The 21,822-nt window shown below is 73.9% G+C and carries 2 protein-coding genes; one reads left to right on the forward strand and one right to left on the reverse strand.

Annotated features, from left to right (window positions below; translation table 11 throughout):
- The coding region (locus ACZ4K2_RS35500; RefSeq protein WP_467770006.1) for an SDR family NAD(P)-dependent oxidoreductase at nucleotides 1–19,485 on the reverse strand (19,485 nt) is incomplete at its 3' end.
- Between the two features lie 844 nt (nucleotides 19,486–20,329).
- Here ACZ4K2_RS35500 and ACZ4K2_RS35505 point away from each other — a divergent pair.
- Entirely contained in the window at nucleotides 20,330–21,499 is a 1,170-nt protein-coding gene (locus ACZ4K2_RS35505; RefSeq protein ID WP_467480528.1) for a cytochrome P450, read from the forward strand.
- Nucleotides 21,500–21,822 lie beyond the last annotated feature (323 nt).

Genomic DNA, 21,822 nt, shown 5'->3' on the forward strand with positions numbered 1-21,822 from the left:
CGCCCCCGCGAACACCGGAAACACCCGGTACAAACCCCGCCCCATCCCCACCCACTGACCACCCTGACCCGAGAACACGAACGCCGACCCACCCGGGGAGGCAGTGCCCGTGACGATTCCGGGTTCTCCGTCGATCAGTGCGTCCAGGCCGGACGGGTCCGTCAGCACGGCACGGTGCGCAAACCGGGCCCGCGCGGCCAGGTCCGCGGCCACCTCGGCCGGTGTGACCTCGGGGTGCTCGGCGAGGAACCCGCGCAGCCTGCGGGCCTGGTCGCGCAGGGCCGCGTCCGACTTCGCCGACAGCAGCCACGGCACCGGCACCGCCGCCGCAGGAGCAGGCGTGGGAGTGGCAGGAGACTCGGGCGACGTCTCCTCGGCCGGTGCCTCCAGGATCACGTGCGCGTTCGTACCGCTGATGCCGAACGCAGACACGCCCGCGCGACGCCGGTGGCCGTTGTCGGGCCAGGGCCGGGCCTCGGTGAGCAACCGGACGCTCCCGGACTCCCAGTCGACGTGCGAGGTCGGCGCGTCCACGTGGAGGGTCCGCGGCAGTTCACCGTGCCGCATCGCCATGACCATCTTGATCACCCCGGCCACACCCGCCGCTGCCTGGGTGTGGCCGATGTTCGACTTCACCGACCCCAGCCACAACGGCTCGTTCCGGTCCCGGCCGTACGTCGCAAGCAGCGCCTGCGCCTCAATGGGGTCACCGAGAGTGGTGCCGGTGCCGTGCGCCTCCACCGCGTCCACCTCGGACGGCTCCAACCCGGCGTTCGCCAGCGCCTGGCGGATGACGCGTTCCTGCGACGGACCGTTCGGCGCGGTCAACCCGTTGGACGCCCCGTCCTGGTTCACCGCCGAGCCCCGGACGACCGCCAGCACCCGGTGACCGTTGCGGCGGGCGTCCGACAGCCGCTCCAGCAGCACCAGACCAGCGCCCTCACCCCAGGCCGTACCGTCAGCCGCCTCGGCGAACGCCTTCACCCGGCCATCGGCCGCAAGCCCCCGCTGCCGCGAGAACTCGACGAACCCCGCCGGCGTCGCCATCACCGTCACACCACCGGCCAACGCCAGCGAGCACTCCCCCGAGCGCAGCGCCTGCGCCGCCAGATGGATCGCCACCAGCGACGACGAACACGCCGTGTCCACCGACACCGCCGGACCCTCGAGACCCAGCAGGTACGACACCCGCCCGGAGGTCACACTCGTCGCCGTGCCCGTCGAGAGGTAGCCCTCCAGGTCGGGCGGCTGTGCCCCGGCGCCGTAACCCGAGGACCAGATGCCGGTGTAGACGCCCGTCCGGCTGCCCCGCAACGACGTCGGGTCGATCCCCGCGTCCTCGAACGTCTCCCACGCCGTCTCCAGCAGCACCCGCTGCTGCGGATCCATCGCCAACGCCTCACGCGGCGAGATCCCGAAGAACGCCGCGTCGAAGCCACCCGCATCCCCCAGGAAACCGCCCGACCGCGTGTACGACGTCCCCGGACCACCGGCCGGATCGTAGATACGACCCACGTCCCACCCACGATCCGACGGGAACTCCCCCACCGCATCCACCCCGCCCGCCACCAGACCCCACAGCTCCTGCGCCGACCCCACCCCACCCGGATACCGGGCCCCCAACCCGACCACCACCACCGGATCACCCGACACCGCCACCGGAGCCGGCACGGGTGAGGCAGGGGCCTGGCGCCGGGCGCCGACCAGGAGGTCCCGCAGGTGGCCGGCCAACGTGTCGGGGGTCGGGTAGTCGAAGGTCAGCGTCGCGGGCAGCCGTACCCCGGCGACCGCGGACAGGCGGTTGCGCAGCTCCACCGCGGTGAGCGAATCGAAGCCCAGGTCCTTGAAGGCCCGCTCGGCGCTGACGGCAGCGGTGTCGGTGTGGCCGAGGACCGCGGCCGTCTGGCCGGTCACCAGTTCCAGGACGCGGCTGTGCTGCTCGGTCTCGGGCAGGGCCGCCAGTTCCCTGCCCAGGCCCGGCCGGTCCGTGCGCCGGGCGGGCCTGGTACGGGTGAGGCGGCTGAGCAGGGGGCGGGTGGCCGCCGCCGACAGGTCGAGGTGCGCGGGGACCAGCGCGGGATCGGCGGCGCCCAGGGCCAGGTCGAACAGTGCCAGCGCCTGGTCCGTGGGCATCGGCAGCACGCCGGCGCGGGCGAGGCGCTTGCGGTCGGTGTCGGTGAGGTGTTCGGTCAGCCCGCTGGTCTCGGCCCATTGTCCCCAGGCCAGCGACACGCCCGGCAGACCCAGGGCACGCCGGTGCACGGCGAGCGCGTCCAGGAAGGCGTTCGCGGCGGCGTAGTTCGCCTGGCCCGGGCCGCCCAGCACACCGGCGGCGGACGAGAAGAGCACGAAGGCGCTCAGGCCGAGGTCCTTCGTCAGCTCGTGCAGGTGCCAGGCGGCGTCGGCTTTGGGCCGCAGCACCTGGTCGATCCGGCCGGGCGTGAGGGACTCGACGACGCCGTCGTCGAGCACGCCGGCCGCGTGCACGACCGCGGTCAGCGGATGCTCGGCCGGGATCGAGTCCAGTACGGCCGCCAGCGCGTCCCGGTCGGCCACGTCGCAGGCCACCACCTCGGCGTCGAAGTCCACCTCCGCCGCGTTCCTGCCGAGCAGGATCAGGTGCCGGACGCCGTGGCGGTCGCGCAGGTGCCGGGCGACGAGGCGGCCCAGCGTTCCGGTGCCTCCGGTGATCAGCACGGTGCCGTCCGGGTCGAGCGGTCCGGGTGCCGGGGGCGCTTCGGCCCGTACCAGGCGGGCGGCGTGGGCGGCGCCGTCGCGGACGACGAGCTGCGGTTCGTCCCCCGCGACGAGGACGCGGTCGTCGGTGTCGACGAGCACGAACCGGTCGGGGTGTTCCGCCTGGGCCGCGCGGACCAGGCCCCAGACGACGCTGGACGGCAGGTCGACGGGGTCCGGCCCGACCGCCCCGCGGGTCACGACGGCCAGCCGGCCGTCCCCGTCGCGCAGGAAGTCCTGGAGCACGCCCAGCGTCTCGGCGGCGACGGTGTGCGCGGCCGCCACGGGGTCTCCCGCCGGGGGCGTGACGTGGTGGACGGCCGTGGGTTCGCCGGTCGCCTCGACGGGCACCCAGTCGAGGCGGAAGAGCTGGTTGGTCCCGGCGACCGGCAGGCCCGGCGGCCGGTGGCGCACGGTCAGCGCGTCGATCACTGCCAGCGGGCCGGACTCGTCGGCGAGCGCGACCCGGAAGGTGTCGGGGCCGGTGGGTGTGAGGCGGACGCGGGCCGTGGAGCCGGCTTCCCGCATCGACACCCCGGCGAAGGAGAACGGCAGGCGCCCGGCGGCCAGCAGGGTCAGCGGCTGGAGTGCGGCGTCGAGCAGCGCGGGGTGGAGACCGAAGCGGTCGCGGGTGTCGGCGGGCAGCGCCACCTCGGCGTAGAGCTCGTCGCCGTGCCGCCGGATCTCGCGTACGCCCGCGAACACCGGCCCGTACTCGTAGCCCTGGGCGGCGAGGGTGTCGTAGAAGTCGGTCAGGTCGACGGGCTCACCGGCCGGCCGCCAGGGCTCGCCGGTGTCGTACGGGTGGGGGCGGCCGCCGGTCGTGAGCATGCCGGTGGCGTGCCGCAGCCAGGTGCCGCCCGTCCGGGAGTGCACGGTGACGGGGCGCCGGCCGGTCCCGTCCGGTGCGCCGACGACGACCTGGACCGGCACGGAACCGTCGTCCGGCAGGATCATGGGGGCTTCCAGCACCAGTTCGTCCAGGACGTCGCAACCGGTCTGCCGTCCGGCGTGCATGGCGAGTTCGACGAACACGGTGCCGGGCAGCAGCACGGAGCCCAGGACGACGTGGTCGGCCAGCCATGGCCGGGTAGCCGTCGAGAGCCGCCCGGTGAGCAGGACGTCCTGGTCCCCGGCCAGTTCGACGACGGCCCCGAGCAGCGGGTGCCCGGCCGAGTCCAGTCCCGCCGCCGACACGTCGCCCTTCGCGGCGGCGGGGTGCAACCAGTACGGCCGGTGCTGGAAGGCGTACGTGGGCAGCGGGACGTGGTGGGGCTCGCCGGGGAAGACCGGCGCCCAGTCGACGGCCACGCCCTGCGTGTACAGGCGCGCCAGGGCGCGGTGGAACTCCCGCCTGCCGCTGCCGCGGCGCAGCGTGCCGGTCACCACGCCGTCCATCACCGGCACCAGTACGGGGTGCGGACTGACCTCCACGAACACGCCGTGCCGGTCGTGCGTCAGGGTCTCGACGGCGAGGTCGAAGCGTACGGGTTCGCGGAGGTTGCGGTACCAGTACTCGGCGTCGAGGACGGAGGTGTCGATCCGCTCGCCGGTCACCGTCGAGTAGAAGGGGACGTCCACGGTCCTCGGCTCGATCCCGGCGAGGTCGGTGAGCAGTTGCTCGCGGATCGCCTCCACCTGGGCGGAGTGGGCGGCGTAGTTCACCGGCAGACGACGGGCGCGGATGCCGTCCGCCTCACAGGCCGCCAGCAGTTCGTCCAACGCGTCCACATCGCCCGACACGACGACCGAACCGGGGGCATTGACCACCGCCACCGTCAACCGGCCGTCCCAGCGGGCCACGAAATCGGCGGCCCGCTCGTCCCCGAGGCCGACCGACACCATCCCGCCCTGATCCGCCAGGGCGACCAGCGCTCTGCTGCGCAGGGCGACCACCCTGGCGGCGTTCTCCAACGACAGCGCCCCCGCCACGTACGCCGCCGCGATCTCCCCCTGCGAATGCCCGACGACCGCATCAGGTTCGACACCATGAGCACGCCACAACTCAGCAAGCGCCACCATCACCGCGAACAGCGCGGGCTGCACCACATCCACCCGCTCCAGCGAACCACCGCCGGTCAGCACCTCCACCAACGACCAGTCCGTGTAGGGCGCCAACGCCGCGTCACACGCGTCGATCACCTCCCGGAACACCCGCTCCGAGCCGTACAACTCCCCACCCATGCCCACCCACTGCGCACCCTGCCCCGGGAACACGAACACCGACCGGCCCACCGCACCCGCCACACCCGTGATGACGCGGGGGTCCCCGTCGGCGAGGGCGGCCAGTTCCGCCAGGAGGTCGGTCCGGGTGCTGCCCACCAGGGCCGCCCGGTGGGCGAGCACGGCGCGGGTGGTGGCGAGGGCCCGGCCGATCGCGGCCGGCCGGAGTCCGGGGTGGGCGGTGACGTGGTCCGCGAGCCGTCGGGCCTGGGCGCGGAGGGCGTCGTCCGTCTTGCCGGACAGCAGCCACACGGTGGGCTCCGCGGAGTCGTCCGCGGCGGGTTGTTCGGGGGTTTCCTCCGGGAACTGTTCGATGACGACGTGAGCGTTGGTGCCGCTGGCCCCGAACGCCGAGACGCCCGCGCGGCGGGGGCGACCCGTCTCCGGCCACGGCCGGGCCTCGGTCAGCAGCCGGACGTCACCGGTGTCCCACTCGACATGTGGCGTGGGCTCCTGGACATGCAGTGTCGGCGGCAGTTCGGCGTGCCGCATCGCCATGACCATCTTGATCACACCCGCCACACCGGCCGCCGCCTGCGTGTGCCCGATGTTCGACTTCACCGACCCCAGCCACAACGGCTCGTTCCGGTCCCGGCCGTACGTCGCGAGCAGCGCCTGCGCCTCGATGGGATCGCCGAGCGTCGTCCCCGTGCCGTGGGCCTCCACCGCGTCCACCTCGGACGGCTCCAACCCGGCGTTCGCCAGCGCCTGGCGGATGACGCGTTCCTGCGAGAGGCCGTTGGGCGCGGTCAACCCGTTGGACGCCCCGTCCTGGTTGACCGCCGAGCCCCGCACCACCGCCAGCACCCGGTGGCCGTTGCGACGGGCGTCCGACAACCGCTCCAGCAGCACCAGGCCCGCACCCTCGCCCCACGCCGTACCGTCAGCCGTCGACGAGAAGGGCTTGCACCGGCCGTCAGGGGCCAGGGCACGCTGGCGGGAGAATTCCGTGAACTGCAGGGGGGTCACGCTCACGGTCACCCCGCCGGCCAGGGCGAGTGTGCACTCCCCCGAGCGCAGTGCCTGCGCGGCGAGGTGGATCGCCATCAGTGACGAGGAGCAGGCGGAGTCGACGGACACGGCCTGGCCCTGGAGGCCCAGCAGGTAGGAGACCCGGCCGGAGGTGATGCTCGGCGAGATGCCGGTGGCGAGGTAGCCCTCGGTGTCGGGCGGTGCCTGGTCGGGGCCGACGACGTAGCCGGAGGACCAGATGCCGGTGAACACGCCCGTCCGGCTGCCCCGCAACGACGTCGGATCGATCCCCGCGTCCTCCAACGTCTCCCACGCCGTCTCCAGCAACACCCGCTGCTGCGGATCCATCGCCAACGCCTCACGCGGCGAAATACCGAAGAAATCGGCATCGAACCCCGCCGCATCCGCGAGAAACCCACCCGCCCGCGTATACGACGTCCCAGGATGATCCGCGTCCGGATGGAACAACCCCTCAACATCCCACCCACGATCCGACGGGAACCCCCCGATCGCATCCACCCCGCCCGACACCAGACCCCACAACTCCTCCGGCGACCCCACCCCACCCGGCAACCGGCATCCCATACCCACGATCACCACCGGATCAGCGCCACCGGCCACCCCGCCCACCGGCACCGACGACACCACCGGCACCACGCCCCCAGCCGCACCGGAGAGTTCGGCTGTGAGGTGGTCGGCGAGTTGCCGCGGGGTGGGGTGGTCGAAGACGAGGGTCGCGGGCAGCCGCAGGCCGGTGGCGGCGGCGAGGCGGTTGCGCAGTTCGACGGAGGTCAGGGAATCGAAGCCGAGGTCGCGGAAGGCGAGCTGGGGGGTGATCGCGGCGGCGTCGGAGTGGCCGAGGACGGTGGCGGTGTGGGCGGCGACCAGGGACAGCAGGTCCGACGCGGGGGCCTTCGGTGTCGGCAGGGCCTGCGGCATCGAGAGGTCGGCCGTGGTGAGCGCGGGACGTCCGGCGGCGAGCGCGGTGTCGAACATGGCCAGGGCGCGTTCGGTGCCGATCGGGCGGATGCCCTTGCGGGCGAGGCGTTGGCGGTCGGCCGCGGTGAGGTGGGCGGTCATGCCGCTCTCCTGCTCCCAGTAGCCCCAGGCCATCGACACGGCGGGCAGTCCGAGGGTCTGCCGGTGTGCGGCGAACGCGTCGAGGTAGGAGTTCGCGGCCGCGTAGCCGGCCTGGCCGGCGTTGCCGAGTACACCCGCGGCCGCGGAGAACAGCACGAAGGCGGCGAGGTCGTGGTCGCGGGTCAGCTCGTGCAGGTGCCAGGCGCCGTCGACCTTGGGACGCAGCACCCGGTCGAGCTGCTCCGCGGTCAGCCGTTCCACGACGGTGTCGTCGAGCACGCCGGCCGCGTGGACGACGGCGGTGAGCGGATGCTCGGCCGGGATGGAGTCCAGTACGGCCACCAGCGCGTCCCGGTCCGCGACGTCGCAGGCCACGACCCGTATGTCGACGTCCCCTCTCGGCTCCGGGTGGGGCACCGCGCCGCCGCCGCGGCTGAGGAGCAGCAGGTGCCGTACGCCGTGGCGGGACGCCAGGTGCCGGGCGACGGCCTGGCCGAGGGTGCCGGTGCCGCCGGTGATCAGCACGGTGCCGTCGGGGTCGATCGGCCGGGGGACGGTGAGGACGATCTTGCCGATGTGGCGGGCCTGGCTCATCAGCCGGAAGGAGGCGACGGCCTGGCGGAGGTCCGCGGCGCAGACCGGCAGCGGCTCCAGTTTCCCGTCGGCGACCATCGCCACGACCCGGGAGAGGATGTCGCCCTGCCGCGCGGGGTCCACGTCGCCCAGGTCGAAGGCCCGGTAGATCAGGCCCTCGGGTGAGCGGACGTCCGTCTTGCCCAGCTCGACGAACCGTCCGCCGTCGGCGAGCAGCCGCAGGGAGGCGTCGGTGAGTTCTCCCGCCAGCGAGTTGAGGACGACGTCCATGGCCGGGAACCGGTCGGCGAACCGGGTGTCGCGGGACGAGCCGATGTGGTCGTCCGCCAGTCCGAGGCGCCGCAGGGCGTCCCACTTGGCGGGGCTGGCGGTGGCGAAGACCTCCGCACCGCTGTCCAGGGCCAACCGGATGGCGGCCATGCCCACACCGCCCGCGCCCGAGTGGACCAGGACCCGGTCGCCGGGGCGCAGTTCGCCGAGGTCGAACAGCCCGTACCAGGCCGTGGTGAACGCGATGGGCACCGCCGCCGCCTCGGCGAAGCCCCAGCCGTCGGGGATCGCCGTCAGGAGCCGGTGGTCGGCGACCGCGCGCGGCCCGAAGGCGCCGGGCATCATGCCCATGACGCGGTCGCCGGGCCGCCAGGCCGTGACGCCGGGGCCGACCTCCAGGACGGTACCGGCCCCTTCGCCGCCCAACGGGGGCCGGTCCGGGTACATGCCGAGGGTGATGAGCACGTCGCGGAAGTTCAGTCCGGCCGCGCGTACGGCGACCCGTACCTGTCCGGGTGCCAGCTCGGCCTCGTGCCAGGGCAGCAGGGCCAGGTCGTCCAGTTGCCCGGTGCCGGACTCGCTCAGCCGGTACGCGCCGTCGGGGGCGGTCAGTTCCGGCGCGTACCTGACCTGCCGCGGTACGAGGACGCCTTCCGGGCGCAGGGCCAGTTCGGGTTCGTCGCCGGCTGTCATGGCGGCCCGCACCGCGTCCTCCTCGGAGGCGTCGCCCAGGTCGACCAGGACGAACCGGCCGGGGTGCTCGACGGCGGCGCTGCGGACCAGGCCGCGTACGGCCGCGCCGGCCACGCCGCGGGTCAGGACGGCCAGGCGTGCGGCCGCCCGCTCCGGCTGCTCGGCCAGGAAGTCCTGGACGAGCGCGCGGGCCCGCTGGACGAGGGCGTGCACGGAGTCCGCGTCGGCTTCCGCGCCGAGTACCGGGCTCGGCACCACCTCGGTCGGTGTGCTCGCGGTGAGGGGCACCCACCGGGTGTGCAGCACCGCGGCCCGGACCTCGGCGGCCGGACGGACGGTCAGCGCGTTGATGTCCGCGACCGGGTTGCCGGACAGGTCGGTCAGTGTCGCGCGGTAGGTGTCGGTGCCGGTGCGGGCCAGGTGGACCCGGGCGGACGACACACCGGTGGTGTGCACGGCGACGCCGGAGAAGGAGAACGGCAGCCGGACCCGGGTGTCGGGGCTGAGCAGGATCAGCGGCTGGAGCGCGGCGTCCAGGAGCGCGGGGTGGATGCCGAAGCGGGCGCCGTCGGGGACGGACACCTCGGCGTACAGTTCGTCCTCGCTCCGCCACAGCTCCCGCACGCCCCGGAACGCGGGTCCGTACTGGTATCCGAGTCCGGCGAGGAAGGCGTAGAACTCTTCGGGATTCACGGGTTCGGCGTTCGCCGAGGGCCGGTCGAGGCGTCCGGCCGTCACCTGGCCGCCGAGCGTTCCGGACGCGTGGCGGACCCAGCCGTCGCCGCCCCTGGAGTGCACGGTGACCGGGCTGCGGCCGGCGTCGTCCGGTGCGCCGACCGAGACCCGGATGTCCGTCGGTGTGTCCGAGAGCGCGAGGGGCAGGTGCAGGACGAGGTCGTCGAGGGTCCCGCCGGCCAGGGTGGCGAGTTCGAGGAAGGCGGTGCCCGGCAGCAGGACCGTGCCGTCGACGGCGTGGTCGGCCAGCCAGGGGTGGGTGCGGGTGGAGACGCGGCCGCTGTGCACGGTGCTCCCGTCGGGCAGTTCGACGGTGGTGCCCGCCAGCGGGTGCCCGGTGCCGTGGTCGCCGACCGCGGGGGTGAGCCAGTAGGTGCTGCGCTGGAAGGCGTAGCGCGGCAGCCTGACGCCGTGCGGGCGCTCGTGCGGCCAGGTCACGGCGACGCCCTGGACGTGAAGGCGGGCCAGGGCGGTGTGGAATTCCCCGATGGCGCCGTGGTCGCGGCGCAGGGTGCCGGTCGCCACGCCGTCCAGGTCCTGCACCAGCACCGGGTGCGGGCTGACTTCCACGAACACCTCGTGGCCGTCGGCGGTGAGCCGGGCGGTGGCCAGGTCGAACCGCACGGGCTCGCGCAGGTTGCGGTACCAGTAGCCGGCGTCGAGGGCGGAGGTGTCGATCGGTTCCGCGGTGACGGTGGAGTAGAAGGGGATCGCCGCGGGCCGGGGCCGGATGTCCGCGAGGTCGGTGAGCAGTTGCTCGCGGACCGCCTCGACCTGCGCCGAGTGCGCCGCGTAGTCGACGGGGATCGCGCGGGCGCGTACGCCGTCCCTGGCGCAGGCTGCCAGCAGTTCGTCCAGGGCCCCCGGTTCGCCTGACACGACGACGGTCGAGGCGGAGTTGACCACCGCGACGGTGATCCGGTCGTCCCAGGGGCTCAGGTAGCCGGCGGCGTCGTCCGCGGACAGCGCGACCGAGACCATGCCGCCGTGTCCGGCCAGGGTGACCAGGGCCCTGCTCCGTAGCGCCACCACCTTGGCGGCGTCCTCCAACGACAACGCCCCCGCCACGTACGCCGCCGCGATCTCCCCCTGCGAATGCCCGACGACCGCGTCAGGCTCCACACCATGAGCACGCCACAGTTCGGCAAGCGCGATCATCACCGCGAACAGCGCGGGCTGCACCACATCCACCCGCTCCAGCGAACCACCGCCGGTCAGCACCTCCACCAACGACCAGTCGGTGTACGGCGCCAACGCCGCGTCACACGCGTCGATCACCTCCCGGAACACCGGCTCCGAGCCGTACAACTCCCCACCCATGCCCACCCACTGCGCTCCCTGCCCCGGGAACACGAACACCGACCGGCCCAGCGGACGGGCGGTCCCCGTGACCAGACCCGGTGCCGTACCGCCCTCCGCCAGGGCGGTAAGGGCCGCGGCGGTGCCCACCACCACCGCCCGGTGCTCGAACACGGTCCGGGCGGCCAGAGCACCCCCGACCGCCGCCGGACCCACCTCGGGATGCACGGCGGTGAAGGCGCCCAGCCGACGCGCCTGCTCCCGCAGCGCCGCCTCGGACCTGGCCGACAGCGGCCAGAGGACCTGGTCGTCCGCGTGGTCCCGGGGGGAGGGAGCGGTGGAGTCGGCCTCGGCGGGCTGTTCGAGGATCACATGGGCGTTGGTGCCGCTGATGCCGAAGGCGGAGACGGCGGCCCGCCGGGGCCGCCCGGTCCCGGGCCAGGCGACCGGTTCGGTGAGCAGGCGGACCGCGCCGGAGGCCCAGTCGACGTGCGGGGTGGGTGCGTCCACGTGGAGGGTTCGCGGCAGTTCACCGTGCCGCATCGCCATGACCATCTTGATCAGGCCGGCCGCGCCGGCCGCCGCCTGGGTGTGGCCGATGTTCGACTTCACCGACCCCAGCCACAACGGCTCCACCCGGTCCCGGCCGTACGTCGCAAGCAGTGCCTGGGCCTCGATGGGATCGCCGAGCGTGGTGCCGGTGCCGTGGGCTTCCACCGCGTCCACGTCGGACGGCTCCAGCCCGGCGTTGGCGAGGGCCTGACGGATCACCCGCTCCTGGGAGGGGCCGTTGGGCGCGGTCAGGCCGTTGGAGGCGCCGTCCTGGTTGGTGGCGGAGCCGCGGACGACCGCCAGCACCTCGTGGCCGTTGCGGCGGGCGTCGGACAGGCGTTCCAGCAGCAGCAGGCCGGCGCCCTCGGCCCAGCCCGCCCCGTCGGCCGCAGCGGCGAAGGACTTGCTGCGGCCGTCGGGCGCGCTCGCCCCCTGCCGGGACATCTCGGTGAACAGTGTGGGTGCCGCGTTGACGGTGACGCCGCCGACCAGGGCGAAGGAGCATTCTCCCGAGCGCAGTGCCTGGGCGGCCAGGTGCAGGGCCACCAGGGACGACGAGCAGCCGGTGTCCAGGGACAGTGCCGGGCCGAGCAGGCCGAGCTGGTACGCCAGCCTGCCGGACCCCACGCTCGACGCGGTGCCGGTGACCTGGTGGCCCTCCAGGTCGTCGGGGACCGGCCCGGCGGCGTAGCCGGTGGACCAGATGCCGGTGAACACGCCGGTGGGTGTGCCCGCCAGCGTGGTCGGGTCGATGCCGGCGTGCTCGATGGTCTCCCACGCGGTCTCCAGCAGGATGCGCTGCTGCGGGTCCATGGCGAGCGCCTCGCGGGGCGATATGCCGAAGAACGCCGCGTCGAAGTCGCCTGCGGCGTCGAGGAAGCCGCCCCTGCGCGTGCTCGACGTGCGGGGGCGGCTTCCCGTCGGGTCGTACAGGCGGTCGAGGTCCCATCCCCGGTCGGCCGGGAAGTCGCCGACCGCGTCCACGCCGTCCGCGACCAGCCGCCACAGGTCCTCGGGGGTGCCGACGCCTCCGGGGTAGCGGCAGCCCATGCCGATGACCACGATCGGCTCATCCGTCGCGGCGGCGGCCGCGGCCCGCGGCGCGTCCTGCTCGACGGACTCGCCGGACAGGTGGGCGGCCAGCCGTGCCGGGGTGGGGTGGTCGAAGACGAGGGTGGCGGGCAGTTTCACCCCGAGCGCGGCGGTCAGGCGGTTGCGCAGTTCCACCGCGGTCAGCGAGTCGAAGCCCAGGTCCTTGAAAGCCTGCCGGGGGTCGAGCCGCCCGGGGGTGGCGTGTCCGAGCACCCCGGCGACGTGGGTGGTGATCAGCTCCAGCAGGTCGGTGCCGCCGGCGGGGGGTGCGGGTCGGGGGGCCCGCGGCCGGCTGTGTGCCTCGGGCAGGTCCCGCAGCAGCCGGCTCGGCCGCGCGTGGGTGTAGGCGCGGGCGAACTGCGCCCAGTCGGCCTCGGTGACGACCGCGAGGGCCTCGTCGTGGCCGAGGACGTCCTCCAGCGCGTCGAGTGCCCGGCCCGGGTCCAGTTCGCCGAGGCCGAGCAGGGTGCGCTGACGCTGCACGGATTCCAGGGCCGCCATGCCGCCTTCGGCCCAGATGCCCCACGCGACGGAGGTCGTGGCGCGGCCCTGGGCGCGGTGCTGTGCGGCCAGGGCGTCGAGGAAGGCGTTGCCGGCGGCGTAGGCCGCGCCGTGGCCGTCGCCCCACACGCCCGCGGTGGAGGAGAACAGGACGAAGGCGTCGAGGTCCGGCAGGAGGTCCGCCAGGTTCGCCGCCCCGGCGACCTTGGCCGCGATGACCTCGGCGAACTCCGCCGGTGTCGTGTCGGCCAGCCTGGTCGCCCTGATCACGCCGGCGGTGTGGACCACTGCGCGGATGTCGCCGACGCGCTCGACGAGGTCCCGCAGGGCGTCCCGGTCGGCCACGTCGCACGCCGCCACGGTCACCCGCGCCCCGGCTGCCTCCAGTTCGTCGCGCAGGCCGGCCGCGCCGGGTGCGTCGGGGCCGCGGCGGGCGGCCAGCACGATGTGCTCCGCGCCCTGCCGCGCGAGGCGGCGGGCCACATGTCCGCCGAGCGCGCCGGTGCCGCCGGTGACCAGCACCGTGCCCCGCGGCCGCCAGGGCCGCGCGGCCGGGCGCGATGGGGCCTTGCGGCGCAGCCGCTTGGCGAAGCGCCGGGTGCCGCGGATCGCCACCTGGTCCTCGCCGGTGCCGGCGAGCACGACGAGCAGCGCGTTCACGCTCTCCTCGTCGGGCACGGCGGGAAGGTCGACCAGGCCGCCCCAGCCGTGCGGGAACTCCAGCGCCGCGGACGCGCCGGTGCCCCACGCCAGGGCCTGGGCCGGGCTGGTGACCGGGTCGGTGCCCGAGGTGCGCACGGCGCCGCTGGTCGCGCACCACAGCGGGACGGCCGGTGTCCGCGCCGGATCCAGGGTGCGGATCAGCTCCAGGGTGCGGACCAGGCCCGCCGGGAGCACCGGGTGGTCGGGGTGCGGCTCCTCGTCCAGCGCCAGCAGCGACAGCACACCGTCCGGGCCGGGCCGGGCGTCCCAGGTGCCGGCCATGTCCCAGGTGTCGGCCACCGCGAAGCCCCGTTCGCGCAGGGCTTCGGCCAACGGGTGCCCGGTGGTGGCCAGGACGAGCCAGCGGGCCGGGTCCACCGGGGCCGCGGTACCGCTCGTCGGCGCCCATGCCACCTCGTACCGCCAGTCGTCACGGGGCACCGGCGGGGTCGCGGTCACCCAGTAGGGCTCGCGCTGGAAGGCGTACGTGGGCAGGTCCGCCCCGGGTGCGGTGCTGGGCAGGACCGGAGTCCAGTCGACGTCGGCTCCGGCGGCGTAGAGGCGTCCCGCCGCGGCGAGGAACTCGGTGAGGCCGCCGTGATCGCGGCGCAGTGTCCCGGTGGCGGCGACATCCAGCGCGGGCACCAGCACCGGGTGCGGGCTGACCTCCACGAACAGGTCGTGGCCGTCGGCGGTGAGCCGGGCGGTGGCCAGGTCGAACCGTACGGGCTCGCGCAGGTTGCGGTACCAGTAGCCGGCGTCGAGGGCGGAGGTGTCGACCGGCTCGCCGGTGACCGTGGAGTAGAACGGGATCGCCGCCGAGTGGGGCGTGATGTCGGCCAGGTCGGTGAGCAGTTGCTCGCGGACCGCCTCGACCTGCGCGGAGTGGGCGGCGTAGTCGACGGGCAGGCGGCGGGCGCGGATGCCGTCGGCCTCGCAGGCGGCCAGCAGTTCGTCCAGCGCGTCGAGGCCGCCGGACACCACGACCGCCGCGGGTCCGTTCACCACGGCGGTGGTCAGCCGCTCGTCCCAGCGGGCCAGGTAGCCGGCGGCCCGCTCGGCGGAGAGCGCGAGGGACACCATGCCGCCCCGGCCGGCGATGGCGGCCAGTGCCCTGGACCGTAACGCCACGACCTTGGCGGCGTCCCGCAGCGAGAGCGCGCCGGCGACGTACGCGGCGGCGATCTCCGCCTGGGAGTGGCCGACCACGGCGTCCGGCCGCACGCCGTGGGACCGCCACAGGTCGGCCAGCGCCACCATGACGGCGAACAGGGCCGGCTGGACCACGTCGACGCGGTCCAGCGAGCCGTGGCGCAGTTCGTCGGCCAGCGACCAGTCGGTATACGGGGCCAGGGCGGCGGCGCAGGCGTCGATGCCGGCGCGGAAGACCTCGGACTGCTCGTACAGGTCACGGCCCATGCCCGCCCACTGCGCCCCCTGACCGGGGAAGACGAACACGGTCCCGCCGGTTGGGGCCGGCAGTCCCGGCGGGAGCGCGGCCAGGCCGGACAGCAGGTCGTCCCGGTCGGCGCCGACCACCGCGGCCCGGTGCTCGAACCGGGTGCGGGCGGCCAGTGCGCGGCTGATCGCGGCGGCCGGGACGTCGGGGTGGGCGGTCGCGTACGCGTGCAGGCGCTCGGCCTGGGCGCGCAGCGCGGCGTCGGTCTTCGCGGACAGCAGCCAGGCGGTAGGGGCGGCCCGGTCGGCGGGTCCGGGGAGGTGGCCGGGGTCCGGGTCGGGGGACTGCTCGATGATCAGGTGGGCGTTGGTGCCGCTGATGCCGAAGGCCGAGATGCCGGCGCGGCGCGGGTGCTCGTGCTGCGGCCACGGCCGGGCCTCGGTGAGCAGCCGGACACCGCCGGAGGCCCAGTCGACGTGCGGGGTGGGGGCGTCGATGTGCAGGGTTCGCGGCAGTTCCCCGTGCCGCATCGCCATGACCATCTTGATCAGGCCCGCGACGCCGGCGGCGGCCTGGGTGTGGCCTATGTTGGACTTCAGCGACCCCAGCCACATCGGCTCGTCCCGGTCCTGACCGTAGGCGGCCAGCAGGGCGTGGGCCTCGATGGGGTCGCCGAGTGTGGTGCCGGTGCCGTGGGCCTCGACGGCGTCCACGTCGGACGGCTCCAGCCCGGCGTTGGCCAGCGCCTGGCGGATGACGCGTTCCTGGGAGGGGCCGTTGGGCGCGGTCAGGCCGTTGGACGCGCCGTCCTGGTTGACCGCGCTTCCCGCGACGACCGCCAGCACCCGGTGGCCGTTGCGGCGGGCGTCCGACAGGCGTTCCAGCAGCACCAAGCCGGCGCCCTCGGCCCAGCTGGTGCCGTCGGCCGCGGCGGCGAAGGGCTTGCTGCGGCCGTCCGCCGCGAGGCCGTGCTGCCGGGAGAACTCGGTGAAGCCCAGCGGTGTCGCCATGATCGTGACACCGCCGGCGAGCGCCAGCGAGCACTCGCCCGCGCGCAGGGCCTGGGCGGCCAGGTGGACGGCGACCAGGGACGACGAGCAGGCGGTGTCCACGGACAGCGCCGGACCGCGCAGCCCGAGGTGGTAGGCGACCCGGCCGGACGTGACGCTGGTCGCGACACCGGTGAACAGGTAACCCTCCAGGTCCTCCGGCAGGCCCGGCCCGGTCGCGTAGCCGGACGACCAGACGCCGGTGAACACGCCGGTGTGGCTGCCGCGCAGCGAGGCCGGGTCGATCCCGGCGTGCTCGAAGGTCTCCCAGGCCGTCTCCAGCACGAGCCGCTGCTGCGGGTCCATGGCGAGCGCCTCGCGGGGCGAGATGCCGAAGAACGGAGCGTCGAAGCCGGCCACCGCCTCCAGGAACCCGCCCCGGGTGATGTACGTGGTGCCCGCGCCGCGCAGCTCCGGGTCGTACAGGCCGCCCAGGTCCCAGCCGCGGTCGTCCGGGAAGTCGCCGATCGCGTCCGCGCCCTCCGCGACGAGCCGCCACAGGTCGTCCGGCGAGGCCACTCCGCCGGGGAGGCGGCAGCCCATCCCCACGATGACGACCGGGTCGTCATGGGCGGCCGGGGCGGCGGGGGCCGGCCGGTCGCCGGGGCCGGCGCGCAGCCAGTCGATCAGCTCCGCGGGCGTCGGGTGGTCGAAGACGAGGCCGGAGGGGAGTTGCCGGTCCAGGGCGCCGGCCAGTCGGTTGCGCAGTTCGAGCCCGGTGACCGAGTCGAAGCCGAGGTCCTTGAAGGTGAGCGCGGGGTCGATGTCCACGGGGTCCTCGTGGCCCAGCACGAGCGCGATCTGCTCGGTGACCACGGCGGCCGCGTCGACCGCGTCGACCGGCCCGGGGTCACCCGTGTCCGTGCCGCCCGCCCCGGTGTCGCCGGTCTCCGGGCCGCCGTCCGGCCGGCCGGGCGCGGCGGTCTCCGCCGCCTGGGTCTCCGCGCCGGCCGGGGTCCGCCCGCTCTGCCCCGCTGTCGCTTCGGGCAGCCAGTACGAGCGGCGCTGGAAGGCGTACGTGGGCAGGTCGACCGGCGCGGCCCCGGCGACGGCCGGGGACCAGTCGACCGGCACGCCGGCCACGAACAGCCGGGACAGCGCGGTCAGGAAGACGTCCGGCCCGCCCCGGTCACGGCCCAGCGTGCCGGTGGCGACGCCGGGCACGCCGGTCCGTTCGCGGGCCTGTTCCAGGGTCTGTTCGAGGGCGGGCAGCAGCACCGGGTGCGGGCTGACCTCGACCACGACGTCGTGGCCGTCCGCCAGCAGTGCGGCGGTGGCCAGGTCGAAGCGGACCGGCTCGCGCAGGTTGCGGTACCAGTAGCCGGCGTCGAGCTGCGTGGTGTCGTCGAGGAGGCCGCCGGTGACCGCGGAGTAGTACGGGACGGTGCCCTGCCGCGGCCGCACACCGTCCAGTTCGGTGTGCAGCCGCTCCCGGATCGCCTCGACGTGCGCGGAATGCGAGGCGTAGTCCACCGGGACGACGCGTGCGCGGACACCGTCCGCCGTGCAGGACTCGACCAGTTCGGACAGGGCCTGCGTGTCGCCGGACACCACGACCGAGCCGGTGGCATTGACCACGGCGACCGTCAGCGCGCCGCCCCAGCGCGACACGTGGTCCTCGGCCCGTTCGGCGGACAGGGCCACGGACACCATGCCGCCCCGGCCGGTCAGCGCCACCAGCGCGCGGCTGCGCAGTGCCACGATCCGGGCCGCGTCGGACAGCGACAGCGCGCCCGCGACGTGTGCCGCGGCGATCTCCCCCTGCGAGTGCCCGACCACCGCGTCGGGCTCGACGCCGAAGGAGCGCCACAGTGCCGCCAGGGACACCATCACCGCGAACAGGGCGGGCTGCACGACGTCCACGCGGTCGAGCGGGTCGCCGTCCAGGACATCGGCCAGGGACCAGTCGGTGTACGGGGCCAGGGCCTGGGCGCACTCGTCCATGGCGGCCCGGAAGACGGGGTACGCGGCGTACAGCTCCCGGCCCATGCCGACCCACTGCGCGCCCTGGCCGGGGAACACGAAGACGGTACGGCCCGGGGTGCCGGCCCGGCCGGCGGCGACCTGGGCGGAGTCGAGCAAGACCGCGCGGTGCGCGAAGCGGGTTCTGGTGGTGGCCAGCGCGTGCGCGACCTCGGCACCGGTCAGGTCCGGGTGACTGCGCACGTGTTCCCGCAGGCGCTCGACCTGCGCTCGTAGCGCCTGCCTGGTCCGCGCCGTGACGATCCACGGCGCGGGGGCATCGGGCGCGGGCCGGGCGTCGGGCGCGGACCGGGCGTCGGGCGCGGACCGCTGGGCCGGCGGCGCGGTTGCGTCGGGCGCCTGCTCGACGATGACGTGCGCGTTGGTGCCGCCCATGCCGAACGACGACACGCCCGCGAGCAGGGGGGCATCCGGCCGCGGCCAGGGGGTCAGGGCGGTCTGGACCCGCAGCGCCAGTGCGTCGAGGGGGATGCCGGGGTTGGGGGTTTCGTAGTTCAGGCTCGGCGGCAGTGCGCGGTGGTGGATGCTGAGGACGGTCTTGAGCAGACCGACGATGCCCGCGGCGCCTTCCAGGTGGCCGACGTTCGTCTTGGCGGATCCGACCCGCAGGGCGCTGTCGGCGTCGCGCTCGGCGTCGCCTGACTCGGCCGGGTCGCGGTAGGCCGCCGCGAGGGCGGCGGCCTCGACCGGGTCGCCGACAGCGGTGCCGGTGCCGTGCAGCTCCACGTACTGCACATCCGCGGGCCGCACGCCCGCGCGGGCCAGTGCCTCGCGGACGACCTGTTCCTGGGCCTGCGCGCTGGGCACGGTCAGGCTCCGTGTGGCACCGTCGTTGTTGACCGCGCTGCCCCGGATGACACCGTAGACGCGGTCCCCGTCGGCCAGGGCCCGGTCCAGCGGTTTCAGGACGAGGAAGGCGCCGCCCTCGCCGCGGACGAACCCGTTGGCCCGGGCGTCGAAGGTGAAGCAGCGGTCGTCCGCGGACAGGCCGCCGAACTCCGCCGCTCCCTCCTCGCGGGCGGCGGTCAGGTTGAGGTTCACCCCGCCGGCCAGGGCGAGCGCCGACTCGCCGCGGCGCAGACTCTCGACCGCCAGGTGCACCGCGACCAGCGCGGACGACTGGGCCGTGTCGACCGTCATGCTCGGTCCGCGCACACCGAGGAAGTGCGAGACGCGGTTGGCGATGACGCCCCGGCTGGTGCCGGTCAGCGTGTGGGGCGTGATGTGACCGGGGTAGGCCAGGGACGTGTAGTCCTCCCACATGGAGCCGACGAACACCCCTGTCGGACCGTCCGTCAGCGTGCTCGGCACGATCCGGGCGTCCTCCAGGGCCTCCCAGGCGAGTTCGAGCATGAGCCGCTGCTGCGGGTCCATGCCGGCGGCCTCACGGGGGGACACACCGAAGAACGCCGCGTCGAAGCCGTCCACCCGGTCCAGGTAGCCGCCGTGCCTGACGCCCTGCCGGCCCGCGGGCGGCGCGGTGATCGCGTCGGTCCCGTCGCACAGCAGTCGCCAGAATGCCTCCGGATCGGGGGCTTTCGGCAACCTGCCCGCCATTCCGATGACGGCGACACGATCAGCGTCCGATTCCAAGGGGAAGCGCATCACATCGACACCTCGTGAGCCGGGGAATAAAGGAAGGCGGGGTGTTTCCGTAGCAGTCCCGATGGTGCGGCTCCGGCCGCGCGAGCGGCCGGATCGTCGAGCGCGCGGGCAGCCCGGCGACGCGGTCGTATCCGAACCCGGACTCGACCGCGCTTCGGGCGGCTGGATCGGTGGAGCGGTCCTCGAAAGCGACAGCGTTGGCGATCTTCGAGGAAGATGCACTGGTGAGCTGAGCGTAGGGGCCGAGGCGATGATCGCCCCGCCGCGCAGACGAGCATGGCAGCACCATCACGCCGTCGCCATAGGCCAGGCCAAGGCTGTCTCAAACGAAGCACATCACAACGTCATATGCCTGCATGACAAAGGCATCGTGGCGAAATACGTCCCATGCCTCCGTGAAACGCGCCGTTTCTTTCGGACGGCCCGTCGCGGTGCCCGCCGGCGCATCTGTCGGCGTCTCCGCCGGTGAATTCGCGGGTACGGTCACGGAAGTTCGTCCACGCCCGCACCGCCGCGACCGAGCCGGGTTCATATGCACCGTCGACGCTGCCGGTGACAACCCCTAAAATCCCCCTCATAATCGCGCGGAAAAACGTCCTCGACCGTCATCCGGCCACCCGGGATAATCTGCGCACGGCGATCACCACCCGGATCGAGCGAACCGGCCAGCGGCGCCGCCGACAGCCCGGCCGAACCGTTCGACCCCATCGACTGCGAGACGATCGCGAGGCGCCACCGCCCCGGCGGCACAAGACCCAGCCGTCACCGGTCCGTGCATCGGTCCCGGCCGTTCGCGCCCGGCACCCGCTGCCCGGCCCCGGTGACATTCACACAGGAGGCACCGGTGCAAGCCACGTTCCCCTTCACCACACCACACCACCTCGACAACGAACCCGAAGCCGAGGCTCTGCTCGCGCAGGCTCCGGTCGTCCTCGCGACGATGGGTACGGCAGACGTCTGGCTCGCCCTCTCCTACAAGGCGGTGCGCCAGGTCCTGAGCGACAGCCGGTTCAGCCGGGAGGCGGCCACACTCCCGGGCAGCCCGCTGAAACTCTCCGTCGCCGCCGACCCGTTACTGGTCACCAGCCTGGACGGCGAGCGCCACGCCCGCCTGCGCAAGCTCATGTCGCAGGCGTTCAGCCCCCGCATGGTCGAGCAGCTCGAACCACGCGTGCGGTCCGTCGTGGACTCCTTGCTCGACTCCCTCGATCCAACCGCGGATCTTGTGGCAGGTCTCTGCGCTCCACTGCCGTTGATGGTCATCTGCGAGCTGCTCGGCGTGCCCTACTCCGAGGCGGGAGCCATCCGCCGGTGGACCAGGCGGCTGTTCGTGACGGACATCACTCCGGACGAACTGCGGGCCGCACAGGGCGAGATGCAGGACTGGCTCGCCGACCTGGTGCGTCAGAAGCGGGCGCGGCCGGACAACGGGTTGATCTCGGCGATGGTCGCCGCCAACGACGAGGGCGACCACCTCACCGAACCCGAACTGCTGGCCAACCTGGAGGGCCTGCTGATCGCCGGCCACGAGACGACCGTCAACCAGCTGGGCAACTCGTTGCTGACCCTGCTGCGCCACCCGGAGCAACTCGCGCTGCTGCGGTCGTCACCGGACCTGATCGGCCCGGCGGTCGACGAACTACTGCGCTACAGCAGGCTTTTCACCTCGGCCGAGGTCCGGGTCACGACCGAGCCCGTAGAACTGGAGGGCGTCGAACTGGGAGCGGGTGAACCGGTGCTGCCGGTCATCGTCGCGGCCAACCGCGACCCCGGTGTGTACCCGGATCCCGGCCGCTTCGACATCACGCGCGAAGGACCGGCAGCGCACCTCGCGTTCGGGCACGGACCGCACTTCTGCCTCGGCGCGGTACTGGCCCGCCGGGAGATGCGGGTGGCGATCGGGTCCCTGGTGAAACGGTATCCGGGACTACGCCTCGCCGTTGACGAGTCCGAGCTCACCTACGTGCCGGAACTGGTCTTCCGCGGCCTGCAGGCGTTGCCGGTCACCTGGTGATCCGCGGTCTTTGACGCCGGCCCTGTTCCGACTTCGGAGTGATCGACGCGCTCACACCGCGACACGGCCGCCGGCCGTGTCGCGGTGGCCGGAACGCCCTGGTCACCGGCCGGTGGACAGCCTCGGCGAATCACCCGATCCCAGCACAGGAGGGGGACCCCATGTCCAGCAAGCGCTCAGGGAGCCGTCGCTGGGTCATCGAGCCCTACCAGCGCGATCCCCGCAACCACGTGGGCTTTCCGTGCCCCGCCGCCACCCTGTGCTGCCACAAGCGACTGATCCGCCTCACCACACAAGACTCGGTCTGAGATGACGGGCGTATG

The sequence above is a fragment of the Streptomyces sp. NPDC025833 genome, from assembly GCF_055558055.1.